General features: G+C 60.2%; 14 protein-coding genes. 8 read left to right on the top strand and 6 right to left on the bottom strand.

Features of this window, described 5'->3' with window-relative positions; genetic code table 11:
- Nucleotides 1–57: 57 nt before the first annotated feature.
- The 5 genes from OXT71_02520 to OXT71_02500 all read right to left on the bottom strand — a co-directional run bounded on the left by OXT71_02520 (nt 58) and on the right by OXT71_02500 (nt 4,302).
- A complete protein-coding gene (locus tag OXT71_02520; GenBank protein ID MDE2925256.1) occupies nt 58–1,005 on the bottom strand; it encodes a curli production assembly protein CsgG in 948 nt (315 codons plus the stop codon).
- 261 nt (nt 1,006–1,266) lie between these two features.
- The gene (locus OXT71_02515) at nt 1,267–1,647 is read right to left on the bottom strand and encodes a polymer-forming cytoskeletal protein (GenBank protein ID MDE2925255.1); all 381 of its coding nucleotides are present in this window, start codon (nt 1,645–1,647) and stop codon (nt 1,267–1,269) included.
- Nucleotides 1,648–1,791: 144 nt separating this feature from the next.
- On the bottom strand, nt 1,792–2,661 hold the full coding sequence (locus OXT71_02510) for a transporter substrate-binding domain-containing protein (protein ID MDE2925254.1): 870 nt from the start codon (nt 2,659–2,661) through the stop codon (nt 1,792–1,794).
- Nucleotides 2,662–2,685: 24 nt separating this feature from the next.
- Entirely contained in the window at nt 2,686–3,972 is a 1,287-nt protein-coding gene (locus OXT71_02505) for a hypothetical protein (protein ID MDE2925253.1), read from the bottom strand.
- A 33-nt stretch (nt 3,973–4,005) separates the two neighbouring features.
- Nucleotides 4,006–4,302 carry a hypothetical protein gene (locus OXT71_02500; protein MDE2925252.1) on the bottom strand — a complete coding sequence of 99 codons (297 nt, stop codon included), beginning with the start codon at nt 4,300–4,302 and terminating at the stop codon, nt 4,006–4,008.
- A gap of 226 nt (nt 4,303–4,528) precedes the next feature.
- On the opposite strand from OXT71_02500, the gene OXT71_02495 reads away from it, so the two are divergent.
- The 4 genes from OXT71_02495 (at nt 4,529) to OXT71_02480 (ending at nt 13,083) form a co-directional block, all read left to right on the top strand.
- Nucleotides 4,529–6,880, top strand: coding sequence for an ATP-binding protein (locus OXT71_02495; GenBank protein MDE2925251.1), 2,352 nt, complete (start codon nt 4,529–4,531; stop codon nt 6,878–6,880).
- A gap of 1,057 nt (nt 6,881–7,937) precedes the next feature.
- Nucleotides 7,938–9,581: a hypothetical protein gene (locus OXT71_02490; GenBank protein ID MDE2925250.1), complete on the top strand. Its 1,644-nt coding sequence runs from the start codon at nt 7,938–7,940 to the stop codon at nt 9,579–9,581.
- Nucleotides 9,582–10,887: 1,306 nt separating this feature from the next.
- Nucleotides 10,888–11,931, top strand: a complete 1,044-nt coding sequence (locus tag OXT71_02485) for a sulfotransferase (protein MDE2925249.1) — start codon at nt 10,888–10,890, stop codon at nt 11,929–11,931.
- 6 nt (nt 11,932–11,937) lie between these two features.
- Nucleotides 11,938–13,083 carry an oxygenase MpaB family protein gene (locus OXT71_02480; GenBank protein MDE2925248.1) on the top strand — a complete coding sequence of 382 codons (1,146 nt, stop codon included), beginning with the start codon at nt 11,938–11,940 and terminating at the stop codon, nt 13,081–13,083.
- A gap of 43 nt (nt 13,084–13,126) precedes the next feature.
- Here the strand turns inward: OXT71_02480 and OXT71_02475 are convergent, their stop codons facing one another.
- Nucleotides 13,127–14,458 carry a cytochrome P450 gene (locus OXT71_02475; GenBank protein MDE2925247.1) on the bottom strand — a complete coding sequence of 444 codons (1,332 nt, stop codon included), beginning with the start codon at nt 14,456–14,458 and terminating at the stop codon, nt 13,127–13,129.
- Nucleotides 14,459–14,894: 436 nt separating this feature from the next.
- On the opposite strand from OXT71_02475, the gene OXT71_02470 reads away from it, so the two are divergent.
- The 4 genes from OXT71_02470 to OXT71_02455 all read left to right on the top strand — a co-directional run bounded on the left by OXT71_02470 (nt 14,895) and on the right by OXT71_02455 (nt 21,464).
- A complete protein-coding gene (locus OXT71_02470) occupies nt 14,895–15,353 on the top strand; it encodes a Fur family transcriptional regulator (GenBank protein MDE2925246.1) in 459 nt (152 codons plus the stop codon).
- Nucleotides 15,346–17,568: a catalase/peroxidase HPI gene (katG, locus tag OXT71_02465; protein ID MDE2925245.1), complete on the top strand. Its 2,223-nt coding sequence runs from the start codon at nt 15,346–15,348 to the stop codon at nt 17,566–17,568. The genes OXT71_02470 and katG overlap by 8 nt, the downstream gene beginning before the upstream one ends.
- 1,602 nt (nt 17,569–19,170) lie before the next feature.
- Nucleotides 19,171–20,898 (top strand): cache domain-containing protein, encoded by a 1,728-nt coding sequence (locus OXT71_02460; protein MDE2925244.1) that lies wholly within the window; start codon nt 19,171–19,173, stop codon nt 20,896–20,898.
- 215 nt (nt 20,899–21,113) lie between these two features.
- The gene (locus tag OXT71_02455; protein MDE2925243.1) at nt 21,114–21,464 is read left to right on the top strand and encodes a hypothetical protein; all 351 of its coding nucleotides are present in this window, start codon (nt 21,114–21,116) and stop codon (nt 21,462–21,464) included.
- Nucleotides 21,465–21,538: the final 74 nt, after the last annotated feature.

Below are 21,538 nucleotides of genomic sequence, written 5' to 3'. Positions count from 1 at the left end.
AAATCAATGATTTGAAGCGAAAATATCGGTCAGGCAGGCTGGAAGTTCAGACTAGAATCAATTCCGCACCAGATCTCCGATCTGAATATCGGACCCGGTGGTCACAGTGCCAACCGAGAAACCGGCGGCGACATCGTCGATACGGACCTGCCCCTGATCCTGGGCGACCTCTCGCAGAACCTTGCCGGTAGCAGGGTCCTTGACCGTTCGTGTCACCCGCAAAATCTTCAGCGTGTCGCCGACTTTGACACCCGCTGAGGAACCCACGTTCAGAGTCAACGTCGAGCCGTCCACGTCGGCCACCAGGCCACGAACCAGGATCACCCTCGCGGGCACTCGGTCGGCTTTCCTGATTAGCTTGTCGGACAGTTCGCTAACGGCGGCCTCAGTTGCCTCACCCAGCACCGTCTCGCGATAGTCGCTGCTGGTCATCGAGATCCCCCCTGCGCCAAAACCGCCTCCACTCACGCCGATGCCTCCCAGCAGCAGGCCGGAGCGCTCCGACTTACCGTTTCCCCTCTCGGAAGCTAAGATCTCGGCTGTGTTGATATCCACGATTCGGGCCGTCAGCTTGACCTCTGCTTTCCCCTTTTTGGTACCTATGCCTCCGCCCCCAAATCTCCGCAGCTTACCGGCGATGGCACCCAGGCCGAATCCCTTCTTCTCGACCCCAAACTGGGTGACGCTGCCGATGATGATGGCGTCCACTCCCAGGAGCTTTCCGATCTCGGCCGCGGATCCGGGATTGGCGCGGTTGCTATTTGAAAAGTCTTGCTCGGCCAAGATGGTGTCGAGCTGCTTTCGCTCAATCACGCTGAAGGTGCCATTGTTGACCAATTCGTCAACGATCAGGTCACCTATTCCCTTGCCGACGTCCCAGTTGCTTTCCCACCATTTCTGAATGGTGGAAAAATCGAAGTCCATCACTGCCACCCGCTTCTTCTGCGCAAACAGTCCGGTGGAATAGAGTACGATCGTTAGAAAGACAGCCCCGATCCGTTTCATGTGAAATCCTCCATCTGCGGCCACTAGCAACAATGAAGCCCGCCCGCCACGCCTTGTAGTCAGGGCCGTTGTGGTTCACTCCTATCGTGTCAAGAAGCCCCTTGTCCAAGGCCGTGTGATCGAGTGTGACAACCGTAAGGGTGCCGTTTTCGGGGGGCCACATCCGATGCTGGCGTCTCAAGCGATGCCACCTGCCAAGCGACTCTCGCCCCCGGCGCAACACCTTTGCCCCCCAGAATCGCTCCCAGTGCCGAACTCCGGTTATTCAGCATCGCGCTCCCCAACGCCAGTCATGTGGATGCCACCGCTAAACCGGCATCCATCTTCCAGAGCGACTCGGGGGGAGGTGATTTTGCCTCGAACCTTTGCGGATCGATCTAGAAGAATTTTGTCTTCACCCTGAAGTTCTCCTTCCACAGTACCCTCGATCCGAATCACCTTGGCGATCATGTCGCCTTTGACTAGGCCATCATGGCCCACGGTGATGCTGTATCCGGGGAGCGACACCGTTCCTTCGATGCGGCCATGGACGACCAGATCCTGATCGCCGCTCACATCCCCCTTGATGACGATTGAATTCCCGATGAAAGCCCGTTTATTGAGTTGATCGGGGGGATCAGACAAGGTGTGTTCTAAAGACATGTGGTCCTCGGAAGAGATCAAGGGTTCGGGAGGGGGTTTTCTCCAAATGGTGAACTTGGGGCTTCGAGGAATTGCACGGACCACCCGGAGGAAAAGTCCATCCGGCACATAGCGGACCGTCTAGGCGCTCCCACCCCCGGCCAGCTACTGAAAGGATTCATCGCACTCAGCGATCGTGTCGGGATCGGTCGCGACCTGATCGGCCCATTCGCGGGTCTCGAACCAATAATGGCGGCGCTGTTCGAGCCAACCATTGGCCTTGTTGGCCGCAATCCAGCTATTGAAGAAATTCAAGGTGTCGAGATCGCCTTTGCGGATGGCCATCGCTCCCACCTCCGAAGCAAACGGCTCCTCGAATGGCAGGTACAGGGTCTCCGGGTTGGCCTCCACCCACGTCTCTTGATTCGGCTCGAATGATGCCGCAGCATGAGCGTCCCCCGAAACGACGGCCTGGATGACCTCGGTATCGGTATCGACCAACAGCAACATTGCATCGGGAAAAACACTCGCCACAAAGCCTACGGATGAGGCTCCCCGCCGAGTCGCGATCGTGACGCTGGAACTGTTGAAGTCGGCTAATGTTTCCAAGTCGGAGGCTTTCGCTACGCTCGCCACCAAGTAGACACCGATCCCGTTGTACGGTGACGTGTAATTGACCTTGAGATTCCTCCCTGGAAGGATCGCCAGGCCACTGATGATGGCGTCAAACTCCTCTGCCACCAGGGCCGGAATGATGTAGTGCCAGTTCGTCCGCTCAAATTCCACCATCACCCCGATATCCTCGGCCAATTTGGTCGCGACATCGATCTCAAAGCCGATCAGCTCACCGTTTGTATCGCAGGCCGACCAAGGCGTGAACAGGCCCAGTCCGACTTTCAGCGCTCCCCTGTCCTGGATCTCCTCCAGAACGCTATCGTAGGCCCACCAAGAGAACCCCTGGGCCATTCCCTGTACGCTAACAGGGCCAATCAGGACAATAACGACCAGAGCACACACGGCGTGAGTTCTCCGCATCAGACACCTCCTTTGAATGTGTAGTCAGTCGGACGGCAGACCGCCCGAGACGTTCCCGCCTCGGAACACCGGAACTGCCGAGAGTGATCCCGTTCGCTTTCCGAACCTCAGTCCAACTGGTGCGAACGGTGAACCGTCATCCGTCCGCAGAAACAGTAGTCCACGGAAATTCTTCAGGAACTGAGTATGGACTCCCCTATCGGTGAACCATTCCTGAATTTTCCAAGCCCGTTGGTGAAAGTCCCCGTGCCGCACGAACACCCCCTCTACCGGGTCGTAGCCCTCCTTGTTCCGGATTCGGAGCTCGATTCGAGCGGCAGCCTCCCGTTTGAAGATCGCCACGCCGGTTCCGATGTCGCTCGACTCTTCCACGAACAAAGTGAATTGATCTCCCAACTCGACCGGTTCCACGCCGACCTCCACGCCGGAATCGGCGTTGCGGTAGGTCAACAATCCACGGATTAAACTGGAATCAGCATCGACCTCGATCCAACCGCGCCTAATGTCCCCCGTCCCCGGGCTTCGCATGAGCCGACTGCCAAGAGAGGGAATGTCGAAGCGGCTCCCAGAGCCGAAGAGTCCCGAAACCTCCCGCCCCTGGGGATCGAAGGCGGTCACGGCCGCCGATGCATTCCGGCTCGGGTCGAGGTTGCTGAGCACCATCTGTATGGTCCACCCTCCCCCATCGACATAGTCGGGAAAATAGAGTGTTGTCCCGGCCGATGTCTGTTCCTTACCGCAAGCCTTGACTGTTTCTGCCGAGGGGGCTCCAGCCAATGAAAACGTCGCCTGTTTCGTGCGACCGTTCTCTGTAACCGCCACGATGATGTTCAGTTCAGCGTGGCCTGTAAGTCGATCCAGGAAATCGTCAGTTTCCTGAGGTTTCAGTCGGTCAAGGAGCGAGACGGAGTCAAACACCCCATCATCGTCTGACAGGTGCATCCACTCTGTCCGCTGCGTGGAGTCTGGATCGCGCCAGTTGAGGGTGACTGGTTGGTCTTCAAAATCATCGTAATCGGTGCCGAGAGAATCCTCTCCTCGCCAAAGAAGAATGGCCCCATACGAATTTGCATCTGGGAGACATACTGCGCTCAACAACGTAGTCCGGTCCCCTGTGGCAGCAGCAAAGCCCTCTTCTGGAGAATTCACCAACACTTCCCAATCACTGTCAGCAGTCTGGTTTTGACGTAGCGATTCGAACTTTTGCAGAGCATTCTCCAACGCCTCCAATGTCCGATCGGGTCTTCGCTCCGCATACACCACGGCGGGCAATCTGAACAACGCAACCAATGGGACAAGGGGTTTCTTCATGCTAGCCTCACCCACTTCGCCTGCAAGCCGTCGCTACAAGCATCTGATGAGGACTACTGTGACGACGATGTTGACAGCGACGATCCCCAAGGCTGCCCAGCGCAGAGCCACCCTCAACTCCGCTCGGGTGACCGCCGGATCCCTGCTGTAGCCGATGGCATGCGCCACGGCTTCGGCCTGCTGGGCGTGCATGCCGGCGGTTTCAAGTTGAATGACGACGCTACGTTTGTCGTAATAGGAACCCCACATCCGTTTGTCCTCTCCCGTCCACGTGCCGGGCCGGTCGTCTCCAGGGCCAGCAGCGAGGCGGCTCCACCCCGAACCCGGCACGCCAACGGTTCCTTTCGCTCCGGCGCGAGTAACAAAAGGCGTGCAACCCTCTAAATCAGAGGCAACAGGATCAGTATAGATCGTGTTCGTGAAACAGCCGTGAAAGTATTAGTTGTTATGGAGAAAGTGTTGTGAAATAATCGATCTGCTGGTGGTTTTAGAGACCTAAGCAGCTGGATCCTCCATGGAGTCGAGTCCCATCCGGTAGTCCGACGAGGTTGGGCGAATGAAGAGTCGCGACGATTTGAGGCAAGAAACCGAGCTGCCGCGGGACCGCATCTCCAGGTTGACCGCGGCGATCCTGCGTATCAGCGAGAGCCTCGACCTCAGTACCGTCTTGCGCGAGGTCGTCGACGGCGCCCGCGCGCTGACCGGCGCCCGCTTCGGCGGGGTGGTGACACTCGGCGAGTCGGAACAGGCCCTGGAGTTCGTCACCTCCGGCATCACTGCCGCCGAGCACCAACGGGTGGCCGAATGGCCCGACGGACTCCGTTTGTTTGAACACTTCCGGGATCTCCCGGGCCCGCTGAGACTGCGCGATTTTCCCGGCTACGTCCGGTCGCACGGCCATTCCCCAGGCCCGATTCCGTCGCAGACCTTCCAGTGCACGCCCATGCGGCATCGAGGCGTGCATACCGGCTACTTCTTCCTCGGCGAGAAGGAAGGCGGACGAGAGTTCACGAGCGAGGACGAAGAGGTCCTGGTGCTGTTCGGCGCGCAGGCGGCCACGGCCATCGTCAATGCCCGCACACACCGGGGCGAACAGCGGGCCCGAGCCAACCTGGAGGTCCTGGTCGACACTTCGCCAGTGGGGATCATCATCTTTGATGCCCGAACCGGCAAACCAGTGTCGCTCAACCGGGAGGCGAAGCGAATCGTCAGGAGCCTCGGCCAGCCGGGCCGGGACCCGGAGCAACTGCTTGAATCCCTGACGTTTCGGCGCGCTGACGGACGGGGGATCTCGCTTGAAGAGTTGTCTCTGGCCCAGGCTCTGAGCAGTGGCGAGACGGTGCGCGCCGAAGAGATCGTCCTCGAGGTTCCCGACGGCCGGAGCATTACGACGTTGATCAATGCTACGCCGATCCATTCCGCCGACGGCGCCCTCGAGTCCATGGTCGTCACCCTGCAGGATCTGGCGCCGCTGGAGGAGTTGGAGCGGATGCGGGCCGATTTCCTGGGCATGGTGAGCCACGAGCTACGGGTTCCGTTGACCTCCATCAAGGGCTCGACCACCACCGCACTGGGCACCTCACCGGCACCGGATCCGGTCGCAATACGGCAGTTCCTGCGCATCATCGACGAGCAGGCCGATCATATGCAGGGCCTGATCAACGACCTGTTGGATGCAGGAAGTATCGAGGCGGGCACGCTCTCGGTCGCTCCCGAGGCCGTCGATGTCGCTAGCTTGGTGGACCAAGCTAGGAACACGTTCCTGAGCGGGGGCGGCCGGCACACCGTCTGCATCGACCTCCCGCCGGACCTGCCCCGGGTTGAGGCCGACCGGCAGCGAATCGTCCAGGTTCTGAACAATCTCTTGTCCAACGCAGCCAGAAACGCTCCCCAGTCGACCCCCATCGAGGTCGCCGCTGTGAGCGACGGTGTCTATGTGGCGATCTCAGTCGCGGACGAAGGCCGGGGAGTGGCTCCAGAACTGCTGCCGCACCTGTTCCGCAAGCATACGCGTGTCGCCGGTCGCGGGATCGGGGGGTCTGGCCTGGGTCTAGCTATCTGCAAGGGTCTCGTGGAGGCCCATGGTGGGCGGATTCGGGCCGAGAGTGGAGGGCCCGGTCTGGGAACGCGGTTCACCTTCACGATTCCGGTGGCCGAAGAATCTGCGAGGAATGCGTCGGCCGATTCTGCGAGGAGTTCGTCTCGCCCGCCCGTGGAAGGTCCGGAGAAACCGCGCATCTTGGTCGTGGAAGATGACCCTCAGACGCTCGGCTACGTTCGGGACGCTCTCACGGCGGGCGGCTACGATCCGCTGCTGACGGGGGAAACGGACCAGGTCTCCCATCTGGTCAGGATGAAACAGCCCCAAATGGTGCTGCTGGACCTGGTGTTGCCCGGGACCGACGGCATCGAGTTGATGCAACGTGTCCCCGAACTGGCCGAGTTGCCCGTCATCTTCATCTCTGGCTACGGCGGGGATGAAACCGTCGTCCGGGCCCTGGATGCCGGAGCCACCGATTACATCGTCAAGCCCTTCTCGCCGACGGAATTGGTGGCGAGAGTCCGGGCTGCCCTGCGTAAGCGATATAAGCCACCCGAATCGTTTCGGTTGGGGGACCTGACCATCGACTACGAGGGACGCCGGGTCACCCTGGCCGACCGCCCGGTGCCACTTACGGCCACCGAATACGAGTTGCTGCGAGCGCTCTCGGTCAACGCGGGACGGGTCACGACCTACGCCACCCTGCTGCGCCAAGTGTGGGGCCGGGATGAATCCGGAGACCATCGTCCGGTGCGCGCCTTCGTGAAGCTGCTCCGCCGTAAGTTGAGCGATGACGCGGCCAGTCCGGCCTACATCTTTACCGAGCGCAGGGTCGGCTACCGCATGCCCAGGCCAAATGATCCGTGAGGTCTCCCGATCCGCAGTGGCTCCTGACAGACCACGATCAGTTGATCTTCTTGTAGGCTAATCCCTCTTGGTGGCGCTGGGACGGCTTTTCCTGAACCGTGCTTCTGGGCGACGCGGGACCGATCCCCCGTTTATTAGCACTTTGGCCGCCAGATGAAGGGACAGTTCCAGGTTGCCGTTTCGGGAGGATAAGGAAGGGGCTCCAACCTCCTCGGACCCCGGACCGAGCCTCGGTTCATCGTCCCTATACGTCGATTCGATGGAGGATCTGGGTGCACCGCTCTCCGCAGCCCGCAAACGACAATCGATAATTTCACGATAAAATCGCCATATCTGGCCGCTATTTCACGTCAGTTTCACCCGAATAGTATAGCCTGTCTATTGCTTTCCAAGGAGACAGTTCCATGGGCAATCAGTTATTTCGCGCTTGCTGTGTCCGCCAGGATGGCCCAAGTCCTGCAGCGTGGGTTCCGACCACTATCTGATTGTGATGACGTATCTGGCTTGCTGATTGTGATGACGTATCTGGCTTGGCTGGGAGGATCAAATGGTCGTTTCCGTACGATGCATATTGGCGATTCTATTCCTAACCCACTCGTACACCCACGCCGAAACGTTCTACTTTCCTCACTACGGAGATGGGGATGGCCTCAGGATGACTTTCGTCGTGAGCAACCATTCGGAGGCGACTGCTACGGGGACATTGAGTGTCTACGACACTCTTGGAGATCCGGCACCGCTGCCCTTTGAAAGCGGGGCTGCTTCGGAGGTCGATTTGACCCTTGCGCCCAACTCCAGCACGGTCTTGAGGACTCTGGGCACATCCGATCCACTCAGAACCGGTTTCGTGCGCGTAGAGCTGGACCAGGAGGAAGTTTCCGGAGTTGCCACCTTCAGATTTGCCTCGGGACTGGAAGCCAATGTGCCGTCAAGCCAGACGGGAAAGCGCTTTGCCCTGTCCGTTGAGCGGTCTTCCGACCTGGACACGGGGATCGCCATTTATCGGGAAACACCCAGTTCCATCCATCTGAAGCTTTACGATAAAAATAGAACTCTCGTGGATGAGCGGCCCTTTGATTTTTCGGGGAGTCAGACAGCGAGATTCCTGACGGAGCTCTTCCCCGACCTCTCCAGCGTATTTCAAGGCTCGCTCCTCGTGGAATCCGAAGGCCTGTTTGCCCTGGTGGGGCTTCGGTTGGGTGAAAGCATTCTATCCACGATTCCGGTTGTCTCACTGACGCAAGACTCCGAGGGCAATCAAGACTCTGTGGATCCGTTCGCCCATTGGAACGACCTGAAGCCCGAGCCGTGGTGGAGAGAGTCGGCGCCCTATTCCTGCCGGCAGGAAGAAAAACAGACTTCTCCATGGATGCGTGCCGGACTGATCGATCTTGGCGGGTCTGATCCCCTCACGTTAATCCGCTACTTCGGGAATGGGAGCTATTTGCGGTATGGTCATATGGGCTTTCACGGATGCACACCGCTGAAAAAATACCCCGACTCCTTCCACTTGGATCCGCCTGCCGATCCGACCTACTACTCCCTGGGCGATCTGGACATATGGGTCGACGTTGCCCGGGTGCCGTCGGATGCTTCGGGGTGGGTCGATGACGATGGGAGCCGTGTCGATATGAGCATGGCTCGGGCAGTCGAACTTCTGAATCAGCATGTCGCGCCCTATTTCAGGAGGATCTCGCAGGACAGTCTCCGCATTACCTTCCGTGAGGGCAACGAATTCGACGTCGAGGGGGATGGTGGACCGGGGGATGCGCAGACCCAGCAGTTCAAGCTTGTCGGAGCCTGTCTGGAGGGCTGCGAGTACGGAGCACCGGGGGGACTGAACCGCATCCTGGTCAATGACGTGGCCTCCGATACGGGAGGGGAGGCGTACAATGGTTGGGCCCGCTTTGGTCTCGTGAGCTTCCAGGCTGCCTACATGGAAACGATCGTCCATGAAATGGGTCACGGGTGGATGGCGTGGCCGCACTCCTATTCGGAGGTGCCGTGGCGGGCTGAAGCCGGCGAAGAAATCTCGCCGCCTAACCCCTATTCCAACTTCTTTGACATCATGTCCAGCCTAGCCTTCTCACCGATATCGGGCTGGGATCATGAGATGCCATCGACCCTGGCGATCAATCGCTACGCCGCAGGCTGGATCAAACCTGAAGATGTGGCGTTGCACCTGGTCGATAGCGCCACCTACACCTTGAGCAAACCGCGTGAAAGCGGGTATCAGTTTCTGGTTGTGCATTCCGGCCGTCCCAACGCTTTCACGACCTTGGAGGTTCTGGAAGAACGCCCTTCACAATTCAGGGCGAACATCGACGTGTACGACCCCTCGGTTCCAGGGGAATACCGGCCTCGCAGATACGAAGGAGTGCTGGTCAGCCGCTACGACCAGACCGCTGGAACGGGCACGGCAGCCCGAGTTGGACCGGCTCTTTACGATAAGGAGAATCCGAACTTTCTTGCTGACGTGAGCTGGGGCCGGGACGACTATTCACTGTTAAGCGACGGCGAGACGCGTGAGATCGGCGGGGGCGTCAGTGTCGATGTGAAGAAGAATACGGACGGCAGCTATGACGTGAGCGTCAGCGGCGGCAAGGTGGCGGAGTTCGAGGTCTGGTGTGCGCCCATGTGGTTCTCAGGCGAAGAATACGATACCGGATGCTATCTGGACCAAGCGGTCTGGGATGAGTAGATCACTGCCCGTTCCGTGGCGCCCATCGACAACCAAAGCGCAGGCCGATTCACACCAGAATAGTATGAACTGTGTCCAACCTGGCACTTCCCAGATCGACACGGCGTAGCTCCCTGACCCCACTACCCCAACGACCTGGTCGACCCCGAGGTGGAAGAGCCGCCGCGAGGCATCCTGATGGAGCGGTTTTCCGCTTCTGCCAACGTTGCCAACGGATTGCCCACATCAGCGCGGCTGTCACGGCGCCGTAGACGTCGAAATTTTCGCCTCCCCCTTGAGCGCAGCTACAGCCCTGGGGCACAGAGGGGCTTGTCGAACGAAACCGGGGGCGGCTCACGGACGACTGGGCGAGCTGTCTGGTTGGCGAGAGTCGGCAACCGGCGTCCGTCCGGCTCCGTTGATCCGCCGTGGTGGTTCTCCGGGCAGGCTTCGGGATCTGGCGTTTGAGCCGATGTCCGGGAGCTCAAACTTGACCGTTGAAAAGTGGGGTTCCGTGCCGATCGGGGAGTGCACACGAGACAATGGGGGGCATGTGCACCATGAGGGTTCTTCGACGTGCACGGAGACTTTTCTCTAACCTGCTGTCCCCGTTCGGGTTACGGATCGTCTCGCGGCTCGGCGATCCCGTACGGGGAAAGCGGAGGTGGACGGGAGCGACCCCCCCTTCTTGCCTCCCGGATCGGCAATGCGGGCCGGGCTGATGTGCACTCTCCGTGCCATCGCCTTGAAGGGGTCGCTCCCGTCCAATTGATCCCTGGCGGGAAGGCCTTAGATGACACCTGAGATGTGGCAGATTAGAGCGTGATGAGCGCCCGGAACAGTAACCTGGAACTGGCTCCTCACCAAGCGGCCAAGGTGCTTGCAGATGGCCGCCAATTCAGACCGGCATCATTCCTTTTTTCGTAGTCTGAAACACTCCCCTGACTGCCCGCTATTCTTGCATCGCCTCGCCGGAGTAGCCGAGTTTGAAATTCTTCTACGCTCGGCGGAGCAGACGGAAGAAGGGCGCTTCGCCGCATAATTTCACGGTATTTTCTCCCGATTATCCTCGGATTTCACGCTAGATTCATAGGGATTTTGCCATAATATTCTCATTCGCTCTTGGAGCCCTATGGGAGTTCACGTACCGGCCGGATTCTTCCCGAAGGCCAAGGAAGGTCCGAACCACATCAGAATACCAACTGGCTTGGGTTGTCGTACCAGGGCGTGTGCGGCGCAAGGGGCTCGCAATTTGGGCGGCGCGTTGCCCGCCAGTCGGATTGCTGGTCCACCTTAGCGTCTGTTGCTTCTGCCGGGGGTTTCCTCCGTGTTCGCTCCAGTTCTCATCGTCGGCACAGGACGGTGCGGTTCGACGATGCTGTCCAACATGGTCCGGCAGCACCCCGACCTGCTCAGCGTCTCGGAGTTTTTCACCTCGTTGGCCAGCCAGGCGTTCCTCGGCCAGCGGCTGTCCGGGGAGGCGACCTTTCGACGTCTCAACTCGCTGACGCCCGAAGGGCGGGCGTTGCTCGAAAACGGGTTGCAGCTGGACGAATTCCTTTACGAATTCGCTCCTGGATCGCGATACCAGCGGCACAATATTCCGCCGATCATGGGTTCGACGATGCCCCATATTACAGACGACGCGGAGCGCACCTGGGACGAGCTGGCCGCGGCATTGCGCGAAAGAGGCGACGAATCGCTTGCTGACCAATACCGGTTCGTTTTCGAATGGCTTGGTCGCCGCTTCGGCAAGTCGGTCTGGATCGAGCGTTCCGGGGCTTCGCTGCCGTTCGTGCCGACACTGGCGCGGTTATTTCCCGACGCGCGGTTCGTGCACCTCTATCGAGACGGCCGGGACACGGCCTTGTCCATGCAAAGGCATCACTTTTTCCGCTGGCGCGTGCTGGCCGCAGGAAGGATGCGCCGGCTCGGGATCGACCCGTTCCACCCGTTCAACGTGCCTGGCACCAGTCCTTGGGTTCCTTGGCTAAGTTGGATGTGGTTCAAATTCATCTTCTCCGCTGACCACTACCGGCGGCAAGTCATCGAGCTTCCATCGTTCGGGAGGTTCTGGAGCGACATGATTGAGCGAGGTACAAAGTACCTGAACGCCTTGCCGCCAGAACGAGTCCTGGCAGTGTCATACGAGAAGCTTCTCGCCCACCCGCGCGAGGAACTCGGCCGATTCATCCGGTTCGTCGGTTCGGAATTCGAGGATTCCCGTTGGATCGAGTCTGCTGCTTCAGTCGTCCGTCCACAAGAGGCTCGCTGGCCTCGCCTCGCTCCGGACGAGCATCGGACCCTGGCGGATGCGTGCGAGCCCGGCCAGTCCATACTGGGCTACAGTACCCGACCTTCCCTGGCTTAGTTGCGAATGATCAGTCCAGGCGGTTCGCCCTATCCCCCCTTGTCCGAGGAACGAATCGCCTCGGCCCGGGCAGAGTATGGACATTCCGTTGACACGTACTTGGAGCACCTGCACATCGGGGATCCCTTGGCCGACGACGTCGTGAACTGCTTCGATCGGACGACGCACCGAAAGGGATACCGAATGTTGATGCAGGCTATCGATAGCGGGATCGGTTCGGTGGACAACCCCCCGGCCGAACTGGTGGCGCTCTTTCAGCAGCTTGATCACATTCCATCCTGGATCGAATGGGACCGCATGAAACTTGCGAGCGCGAAGATCATCCGGAACGCCCTGTTGCCGGCCATGTCATTTGCGGTCTACGCGCTGCCCCACGCCTATCTTGCGACCGGCAACAAACCCCTGGCCTTTTCAAACGCCCTGCTCAGCAACACCGCCCGGCGCTATGCCGTCGCGACGCGGTTCTTTACCGAGGTCTTCATGCCGGGCAGCATGCGACGTCATGCAGACGGCTTCAGGTTCGCAGTCATCACGCGGATTCTGCACGCCCGGATTCGGAGCCAGATCCTCAAGTCGGGCCGGTGGGACATGACCTTGGGGCTGCCCCTGAACCAGGCGCACATGGCGATGGGGACGATCATCTTTTCGCTCTTTGTCATCGATGGGATGCGGCGTCTCGGAGGACGGTTCCGCCAAGAGGACGTGGAGAGCATCCTGCAGATCTGGCGCTATGTCAGCTACCTGTTCGGCGTCAGCACTGAAATCTCCTTCACGTCCGAAACGGAGGCACGCCACCTGACGAAGGTGGCTTGCAGCCTGGAGTTCGATCCGGACGAAAACTCGAAGCTCCTGTGCAGAGCGCTCATCGAGGCGGCCCCGGAGTTCCTGAAAATCGAGAACCCATTTGTGGCCCGCAAGTTTGTCAACCTCCTCTGTGCGCTTTCGAGGAGGCTGCTGGGTGACCGGCTGGCTGATCGTTTAGGGTATCCCGAGGAAAAGCGACGGTTGCTTTGCACAGCCGGGATTTCGCTGACTTGGATTCTCGAACGATTCCCGTCGCTGATTCCCTGGAAGCTCCGTCAGTACATGGGAGTGAGGTTCTGGATTGAGCAGGGAGAGTACGACCTACGAATGTACGGAGTCGACCGGTAGCCGTCGGGCGAGGCATGGGAATCGAGAGCCGCTGAATCGGGGATCAGGACCCGTGGCTACGGGCGCTCGCCTTGACCGGAAGACCATTCTTGAAAGCGTAAGATGCAAGGGTGTTCAACTCTGGCATCTCCTCGGACACGAGATCAAACCGCCACCGCTGGGCGATGCTTGCCAGGGCGAACGTCAGGTTGATCAGCGCGAACGCCTTGCCGGCACAGTCGCGACTGCCCAAGCTGAACGGCATGTACGAGCAGCGTGGCCGTGCCGGCTGTCTCTCGAGCCAGCGTTCCGGCCGGAACACCTCAGCTTGCGGGAAGTAGCGTTCCTCTCTTTGTGCCAAATAGTAGAAGAGCTGCACATTGGAGCCAGCAGGAATGAAGAAATCTCCGACGTTGCAATCCCGTATTGCCTTCCGTCCCAGGTAGTAGGCCGGCGGTGCCAGCCGCAGCACTTCGGCAATCACAGCCCCCGTGTACTGGAGACGTTCGTAGTCCTCAAGGGTCGGAACTCGTCCCTTCAACGTCTCATCGACCTCACGCTCCATCTGCTCGCGCACCCCGGGGTTCCGCGCGAGGTAGTACGTTGCCCAAGTGATCGTGGTCGCGGTTGTGGTCAAGGATGCGATCAGCATCTCGATAACGCTGTCGACCACTTCCTCCTCACTGAAGGCGAATACTCCGTCCTCGTCGCCGGCGCGAGCCAAATACGAGACCAGGTCGTTCCGCGCCGTTTTGTCAGCGCGGGCGGTGTCAGTCAGTGTGACGACTTGGTCGGCCATGTTCCGGTACGCGCGCTGGAGCCGCCGAAACGAATGCAGGATCAACCGGCGCAGACTCCGACTCGGTAGCAGGGACGAACCAACGTCGATGACACACAGCTTGAGTACCTTCCGTAGCATCTCGGTATCGACCTGTACGGTGTTTCCGAAGAAAACCCTGAGGGAAATGGAAAGGGTCAGATCTTGCGCCGCATTTTCCATGTCGAAGACTTCACCATCCCTCAACCGGTCCCAGATCGCCGCCGCTTGTTCAGCCATGATGGTGGAGTAGGTGCCGAGGTTCTTCCGGTGAAAATATGGCTGGACGAGGCGGCGGCGCCGCTTGTGCTCCTCGCCGTCTCCCGTGATGATCGTCGGCCGGGGCAAGATCAGGCTTCGCTTGTAGATGAACCCCTTCACGAATGCCGACTTCTTTGCGTAAAGCACGTCGTCGATCAGTTCGGGGGCCGAAATCAGGCAGAACTCGAAACCTAGGATCTTGTATCGAACAATAGGCCCGTACTCACAGTGAAGCCATTGGTAGAGCCCGAGCGTGTCCCGGTACCTGGCGATCAGGTTGCTGAGACGGCGGCCAGGCACCAAGGGTGGCAGCTTCACCCGGTCGGTTCCGGCAGATGGGGATTCTACGCTCGCGGAAGCTGACGAGTGCATCATGTTCCAAGTTCTTGTCCGCGTCCACGCCAAATTAGCATGAGTTGGGTCGCGTCGCGCGTCAACTGCTTGGGACTGATGTCAATGCCCGTTGACAACGGGTAGGTTAGTCCTCCGATAGCTCAGGACAAGAATACGATAACGGGATTTGCCGAAATTAATCGCCTTCCATCAAGCTAGCTCGCAGAATGGACACATGGAGACCGAGACCGCACCCCTCGTAGCCGAATCCTCGCTGCCGTGAACCGCATCGATCCTAATCGGCGGCGCTGCCGGATTGCAGCGTGGCCGGTCCGCAGCATTGCCCAACTGTGAGCACCGTCTAGTATATTACTAATTCTAATACTGGACACAGTCCAGAGTTTATGATTGACTCAGTGTCATGAACGACGACGCCGAGCGGCTCCTGAGGCAGCACCGGCTGCAAGTCACGGCCCAGCGCCTCGCCGTGCTGCGGGCGGTGGCGTCCCACCCGCACTCCACTGCGGACGAACTCGCCGAGTATGTGCGGCGGAGCATCGGATCGATTTCCCGGCAGGCGGTGTACGACACCTTGGGAATGCTCGTCGAAAGGGGCCTGGCTCGCAGGATTCAACCCGCAGGATCGCCTGCGCGGTACGAGAATCGAGTCGGCGACAATCACCACCACCTCGTCTGTCGCACTTGCGGCGTCACGGTCGATATCGACTGCGCCGTCGGTGAGGCGCCCTGTCTCACCGCCGCCGACGCTCACGGCTTCGACATCGATGAGGCCGAGGTCATCTACTGGGGGTACTGCCCCGGCTGCCGCGATGCGCGCGGCAGCGGGAACGAAGGAAACGGAGGAGAAACCGATGACTAGACGAACCAGACTTGCGATTGCCGCGCTGGCAGTTGGGATAGCTGTGGTCCTGCCGGTCCGCCTGGGCGCGGCCCGGAGCGGCGCACCGGACAACGACTACTGGCGGCCGAACCGGCTGAGCCTCGAACCACTGCGCGAGGCGTCGCGGGAATCCAATCCCGTGGGGGAGGGCTTCAACTACCGGGAGGCGTTCGAGAGCCTCGACCTCGATGCGCTGAAGGCCGATCTGACGGAGTCGATGACCACTTCCCAGGACTGGTGGCCGGCGGACTACGGCCACTACGGTCCGTTCTTCATTCGCATGGCGTGGCACAGCGCGGGCACCTATCGGACCATCGATGGCCGAGGCGGCGGTGACGGCGGTCTGCAGCGCTTCGCACCGCTCAACAGTTGGCCCGACAACGCAAACCTGGACAAGGCCACGCGATTGCTCTGGCCGCTCAAGCAGAAATACGGGCGCAAGATCTCCTGGGCCGACCTGATGGTCCTGGCCGGCACCGTCGCCATGGAGTCGATGGGCTTCGAGACCCTGGGCTTCGCGGGTGGCCGGACCGATGCCTGGGAGCCCACGGAGGTGAACTGGGGACCCGAGGGGGAGTGGCTCGCCGCCGACCGGCGCAACGCGGACGGAGAGTTGCACCGACCCTTCGGCGCGACCCAAATGGGCCTGATCTACGTCAATCCGGAAGGCCCTGGCGGCAATCCGGATCCGCAGGCGGCCGCCGACGCCATCCGTGAGGCCTTTGGACGCATGGGGATGAACAACGAGGAGACGGTGGCGCTGATTGCCGGTGGCCACACCTTCGGCAAGGCCCATGGCGCGGCTGCTGCGTCGCGGTACGTAGGCGTCGATCCGGAAGGCGGCGACGTCGAGGCGCAGGGACTCGGCTGGCAGAACAGCTACGGCGCCGGCCACGGTGCCGACACGATCACCAGCGGTCTGGAGGGCGCGTGGACGGTGAACCCCGCCGCCTGGACGCATAACTTCCTGGAGAACCTGTACGGCTATGAATGGGAGCAGACTCGCAGCCCTGGCGGTGCAGTCCAGTGGCGGCCCGCTGGCGGCGCTGCGGCGGACCTGGTTCCGGACGCCCACGATCCGTCGAAGCGACACGCGCCGATGATGCTCACCACGGACTTGGCGCTGAAGGTCGATCCGGCCTATCGCGAGATCACGTTGCGCTGGCTCAAGAACCCGGACGAGTTCGAGGGCGCATTCGCCCGCGCCTGGTTCAAGCTGACGCACCGCGACATGGGTCCGGCGTCGCGCTACCTGGGTGATCTGGCGCCGGACCGGCAATTCATCTGGCAGGATCCGATTCCGGAAGTCGACCACACACTGATCGATGCCCGTGACACGGTCGTTCTGAAGGCGCAGATCCTGGACTCGGGGTTGTCTGCCGCAGAGCTGGTCAGGACCGCGTGGGCCTCGGCATCCACATTCCGAGGCACCGATATGCGCGGCGGCGCCAACGGAGCGCGAATCCGGCTCGCGCCCCAGCGAGACTGGACTGCCAACGACCCTGCTGAGCTGGGCCGCGTGTTGGAGACCCTTGGCGGTATCCGGAGTCGATTCAACGACGTGCAGACTGACGACAAGCGGGTCTCCCTGGCGGACGTGATCGTTCTCGGCGGTGCCGCCGCCATCGAGCAGGCGGCTTCGAAGGCCGGTGTTGACGTGGACGTGCCCTTCGCGCCGGGCCGCATGGACGCCTCGCCGGAACAGACCGACGTGGCGTCGTTCGCGCTGCTTGAGCCCGTTGCGGACGGCTTCCGCAACTACTTCGCCAACGGAAATCCCCGATCCCCAGCGGAAATGCTGGTGGAGAAGGCAGCCCTGCTCAACCTGACCGCACCGGAGATGACGGTGCTGGTCGGCGGCTTGCGAAGTCTGAACGCCAATGCCGGCGGCGCTGCGCACGGCGTGTTCACCGACCGCCCCGGCACTCTGAGCAACGACTTCTTCGTCAACCTGACGGACATGTCGACGTTGTGGACCAAGTCGTCCACCGAGGGCGTCTACGAAGGTCGCGATCGCGGCACCGGTGATCTCCGGTGGACGGCGACACCGGTGGACCTGATTTTCGGCTCCAACTCCGAGCTGCGCGCGGTTGCCGAATTCTACGCGGCCGACGACGCGCGGGAGGACTTCGTGCACGACTTCATCGCGGCATGGACCAAGGTTATGACACTGGACCGTTTCGACCTGCCCTGATTGGAGGAGAGGAGTAGCTCAAGCGGCGGGGCGAGTTTCTTGGCCGGCGAACGTCAAGACCTGCAAACCGATCCGATCCATTGATCCGACGCGCCCGGTGTGGGGAACCTAAGGGGCCTGGACACCCGAACCGATCCCGGGGTCCATGAGCTTCGAGCGGTCTTGCGCCGGTTGACGAGGCTGTCGGGCCGGGCCAAGTGAGCAGTATTTCGAACGTCGCGGGACGTTCGCCGAGACAGTTCCGAACATGGCAGTCGCAAAGGTCTACGGCGACTCGTTTCGGCTGGGCGCAAAGGGAGTCTCGTGCCGATCCGGGAGGGTGCATGGGAAATGCGGGATGGATTCACAATATGCGCTCACGGCGATTCATAAACACGTTTTCCCGGATCTTTTTTCCTTTCATGCAGTTACGGCCATATTGTTGGCCACAGGGTGGCCGCACGGGGAAATCGAAGGTGGACGGGAGCGACCCCCCCTTTTTGCTGCCCGGTGCGGGCGCGGGGGCGTTGCGCAATTCACATTTGCGCAACACCCCCTGGGGGGTCGCTCCCGTCTCATTATCCTTGGCGGTAAGGCCCAGAACAGACACCTGTGGTGTGGCAGGCTAGAGCCTGATGAGCGCCCCTGATATTAACGAGCAACGGCTGGAGGACCTCAGAAAGCAGGCGGTGGAGAGGCTCCGCACCCGTCGCGCTTACCGCTGTCCGGACTGCGGCTACCGGCGCTTTCGGAGAAATTGTCCCCGCTACGGTCAAACCTGCGAGGCCGCGTGCTGGCCACACTCATGAGACTCGAACGAACCGGTGCGGGATGCAGGGAGTTCCGGCTTGGTCCGGGCGAGGAACGTTGCCACTGCTGCGGATGTCTTGGCCAGGCTGTGCTCCGGAACCTGTCCCGTTGACGAATCTTCCCGCCGTGGGCGTATGTCTTGTAGGATGGGTTCTGCCGGGAGTGGTGCCCGGCAGCAGATTACTCATGGTAGTGATCGAGGCACGGGCGGCGGTTCACCTGCCGCCCCTTCCTCGTCTCCAACCGGTCCTCCCGGACACATCCCGATAAGAGTGCAGTGACTCAACTCTGGCCGGGAACCGAATCCTCCACAGGAGACGAGGACACCCCTATCTGAGAGCAGGGGCCGAATGGGGATAGACGCCAAGCCCTACCGATAACCTCGTTCCGGACGGTGCGAACGACGAGGCTCACGCTGATCCGCAGGCTGGCGGCGCTCAGCTTGGCGATGCGATCCCGCAACGCCTCGATCTCTCGCCTCAGTTTGCCGGGACTCTGAATTCCCCCCTCCGTGTCGGACCCTGGACTGAGACTCGGTTCAGCATCCCTGGACGTCGATTCGTTGGAGGATCCGGGTGCGCTGCTCTCCGCAGCCCACAAAGGATCGATCTTTTCACAATATTTTCGCCCTATCTGACCGCACTTTCACTCCAGTTTCACCCGAATAGTATAGCCTGTCTATCGCTTTCCAAGGAGACGGTTCCATGGGCAATCAGCTATTTCGTGCTTGCTGTGTCCGCCCAGACTGACCCACGGGGGAGAACCAACATGAAGTCCATACGAACGATGACTATTTGCGGAATATTGCTGAGCTTGGCCGTCACATCTGGTTCCCTTCCATCCTTGCTGGCTCAGGACGACCCTCCCACAGCCCGTGAGGTGAAGGATCGGGAAACCCTGAAGGCTTTTGTCCTCGGCGCAAGAAATTACATCATCAGCATTACTGATCCCGATGAAGGCGCCGCACTGGTGGATACCTTGCAAGAAGCGGATTGGAAACACGAAAACACCTATCTGATCCTTCTTCGGTTGAGCGGCACCGTGCTTTTTCATGCAAAGGATCAGAACTTCGTCGGAATCGACCTGTCGAACGTTGAAGACGACCGTGGTGAGAAGGTCTTTCCGAAAATGCTCGCGGCGGCCCAAAGCATGGAAGACGGAGACTTTGTCGAATATTCCTGGGACGATCCCTCAGACCCGGCCGACCCCAATCCCAAAACCTGCTACACCGTCCAATACACATCTCCGCTGGGTCGAGGGGCTCTTTTGCTGGTCGGTGGTTACTACCAGGATCTCTCTGATGTTGTGACCGACATCGGCGAATTTCCCGACCCGCCGGCGATCACCGCCGGCGATGTCGTGGACCGGGAGACGCTCAAGGCTTTCGTCCATGGAGCTGTTGGATGGAACCGGGAAGTCTTTAATGAGTTCGGCGCCGACCTGCTTCAATTGGTGGAAGAATACCGCAGAGAGGGAGGGCCTTGGAGACAGGGATCCACCTACCTGTACATTCTGACGGAAGAGGGGGTTGTCCTCTTTCACGCGACGCGTCCGGACCAGGTCGGCCGAAACCTGATCGATTCTCAGACCATCAACGATTTCCCAGTTGTGAGAAGGCTGATCGAGAAGGCCCAAGCGGGGGGAGGCTTCGTTGAATACTACTGGGACGACCCCTCGGTGGTCGGGGACGAGGACACAGGTTCCGCCAAGGTCGGCTACGCCGCCCCTTTCACACTTCCTGAAGATTTCCCCGTATTCCCCGGCCTGACGCTGATCCTCGGCTCCGGTTTCTACAAGGGAAGCCAGATGGCGCTGGACTTTGCCCATTTCGCCAACGGCGACTCCGTCAGCTCCGACGTCGTGTTGGTGAACCTGGCCGCCACGCCGATCCGGCCGCTGGTCTATTTCTACGGCAAGGGCGGCGAACTCATCGATCCAGAATCGATGGTGGACATCGTAGGGAATCTGGAAGCCACAGACTTCGGTGCCCTGACCCTCCAGTCCGAACTGCCGGTCCTGGGAGAGATCACCATTTCGACCAACGGCATGGGCGACCTCACGACCGGCTCGGTGAAGGTGGTCACCGAAGGCCTCGACAGCCCCATCGGCGGGGTGCTTCGCTTTGACGCCCCCGGTATCGGGGTGGCCGGCGTGGGAGCCAGCCAATCGGTTCAGGGCGCCATCATCCCGGTCCGCCGTCAGATGGGAGGGATCGACACGGGAGCGGCCCTGCGCAATCTGAGTGAGTCGGAACTGACGTTGACCTGCCACTTGATGATGAGTGGAGAGATGATCGAAATGCAGGAGGTCACGCTGCCGGCCAACGGGCAGACCGCCATGTTCATCAGCGAGCTGTTCGAGCACGATACGTCCAATTTCACCGGGTCCTTGCGCTGCACGGCCCTGGCAGGAGAAAGAAATCCGGAATTTACCGGCGTTGCCGTGGAGTTGGACGCCAACAACGGGATCTTCACCACGCTGCCGGTGGTCCCGTTGAGTGGACATATGAGGCCTGACGAGGAGATGGCATCGGAGGAATAAGTAGCGCGGATTCCCACCAAGATCGGATTTTGAAAAAGGGCCGTTGAGGGTTGCGATTGGCAACAATCGAGTCTACATGATAGCCCTCCGGGTGGACTATCTGGACCACGGTCAGTTTCACCTGACCAGCGTGCCTGTGACCCCGGTGCAGTAACAGGATGCTGTTCGTACCCCGGCAAGGTCTACAGGATTCCAGAATAGAGGAGGCGAGAAACATGACACCCAAGACTCAACTCGTTGTCATTGCCGTTGCAGCCGTTTTGGCCTTCACCGTTGGAGTTGTCCACAGCCGTCCGGACTACATCGCGCCGAACGCCGTACTCCACGTTCCGTCTGACACCGGGGAGTACACCCTTGTCTTGGAGGCGGAACTGGTCATAGTCTCGGACACCGGGAGACGACTGGCGCGGTATCACAAGGAAGACGTGATCCCGTCGCTGAAAAGCCTGCTGAGAGGAGAAGACCTCCAATTCGACAACATCCACGGGAGTCCCCATTACTTCGACGGAAGGGAGGTTCAAAGGCAAGTCCAAACCCAACTGCGCAAGGCACTGTTCGGGATGTAGGGCAGAAGGACTGGTCAAACCGGTGCAGGTTGAAACGAAAGACAAAAACTGGGAGTTGGTTCATTCCATCCTGG

Source organism: Acidobacteriota bacterium (genome assembly GCA_028874215.1).
Taxonomy (GTDB): Bacteria; Acidobacteriota; UBA6911; order RPQK01; family JAJDTT01; genus JAJDTT01.
The sequence above is the reverse complement of the archived record's forward strand: the minus strand, read 5'-3'. Positions and strand labels throughout refer to the sequence as shown.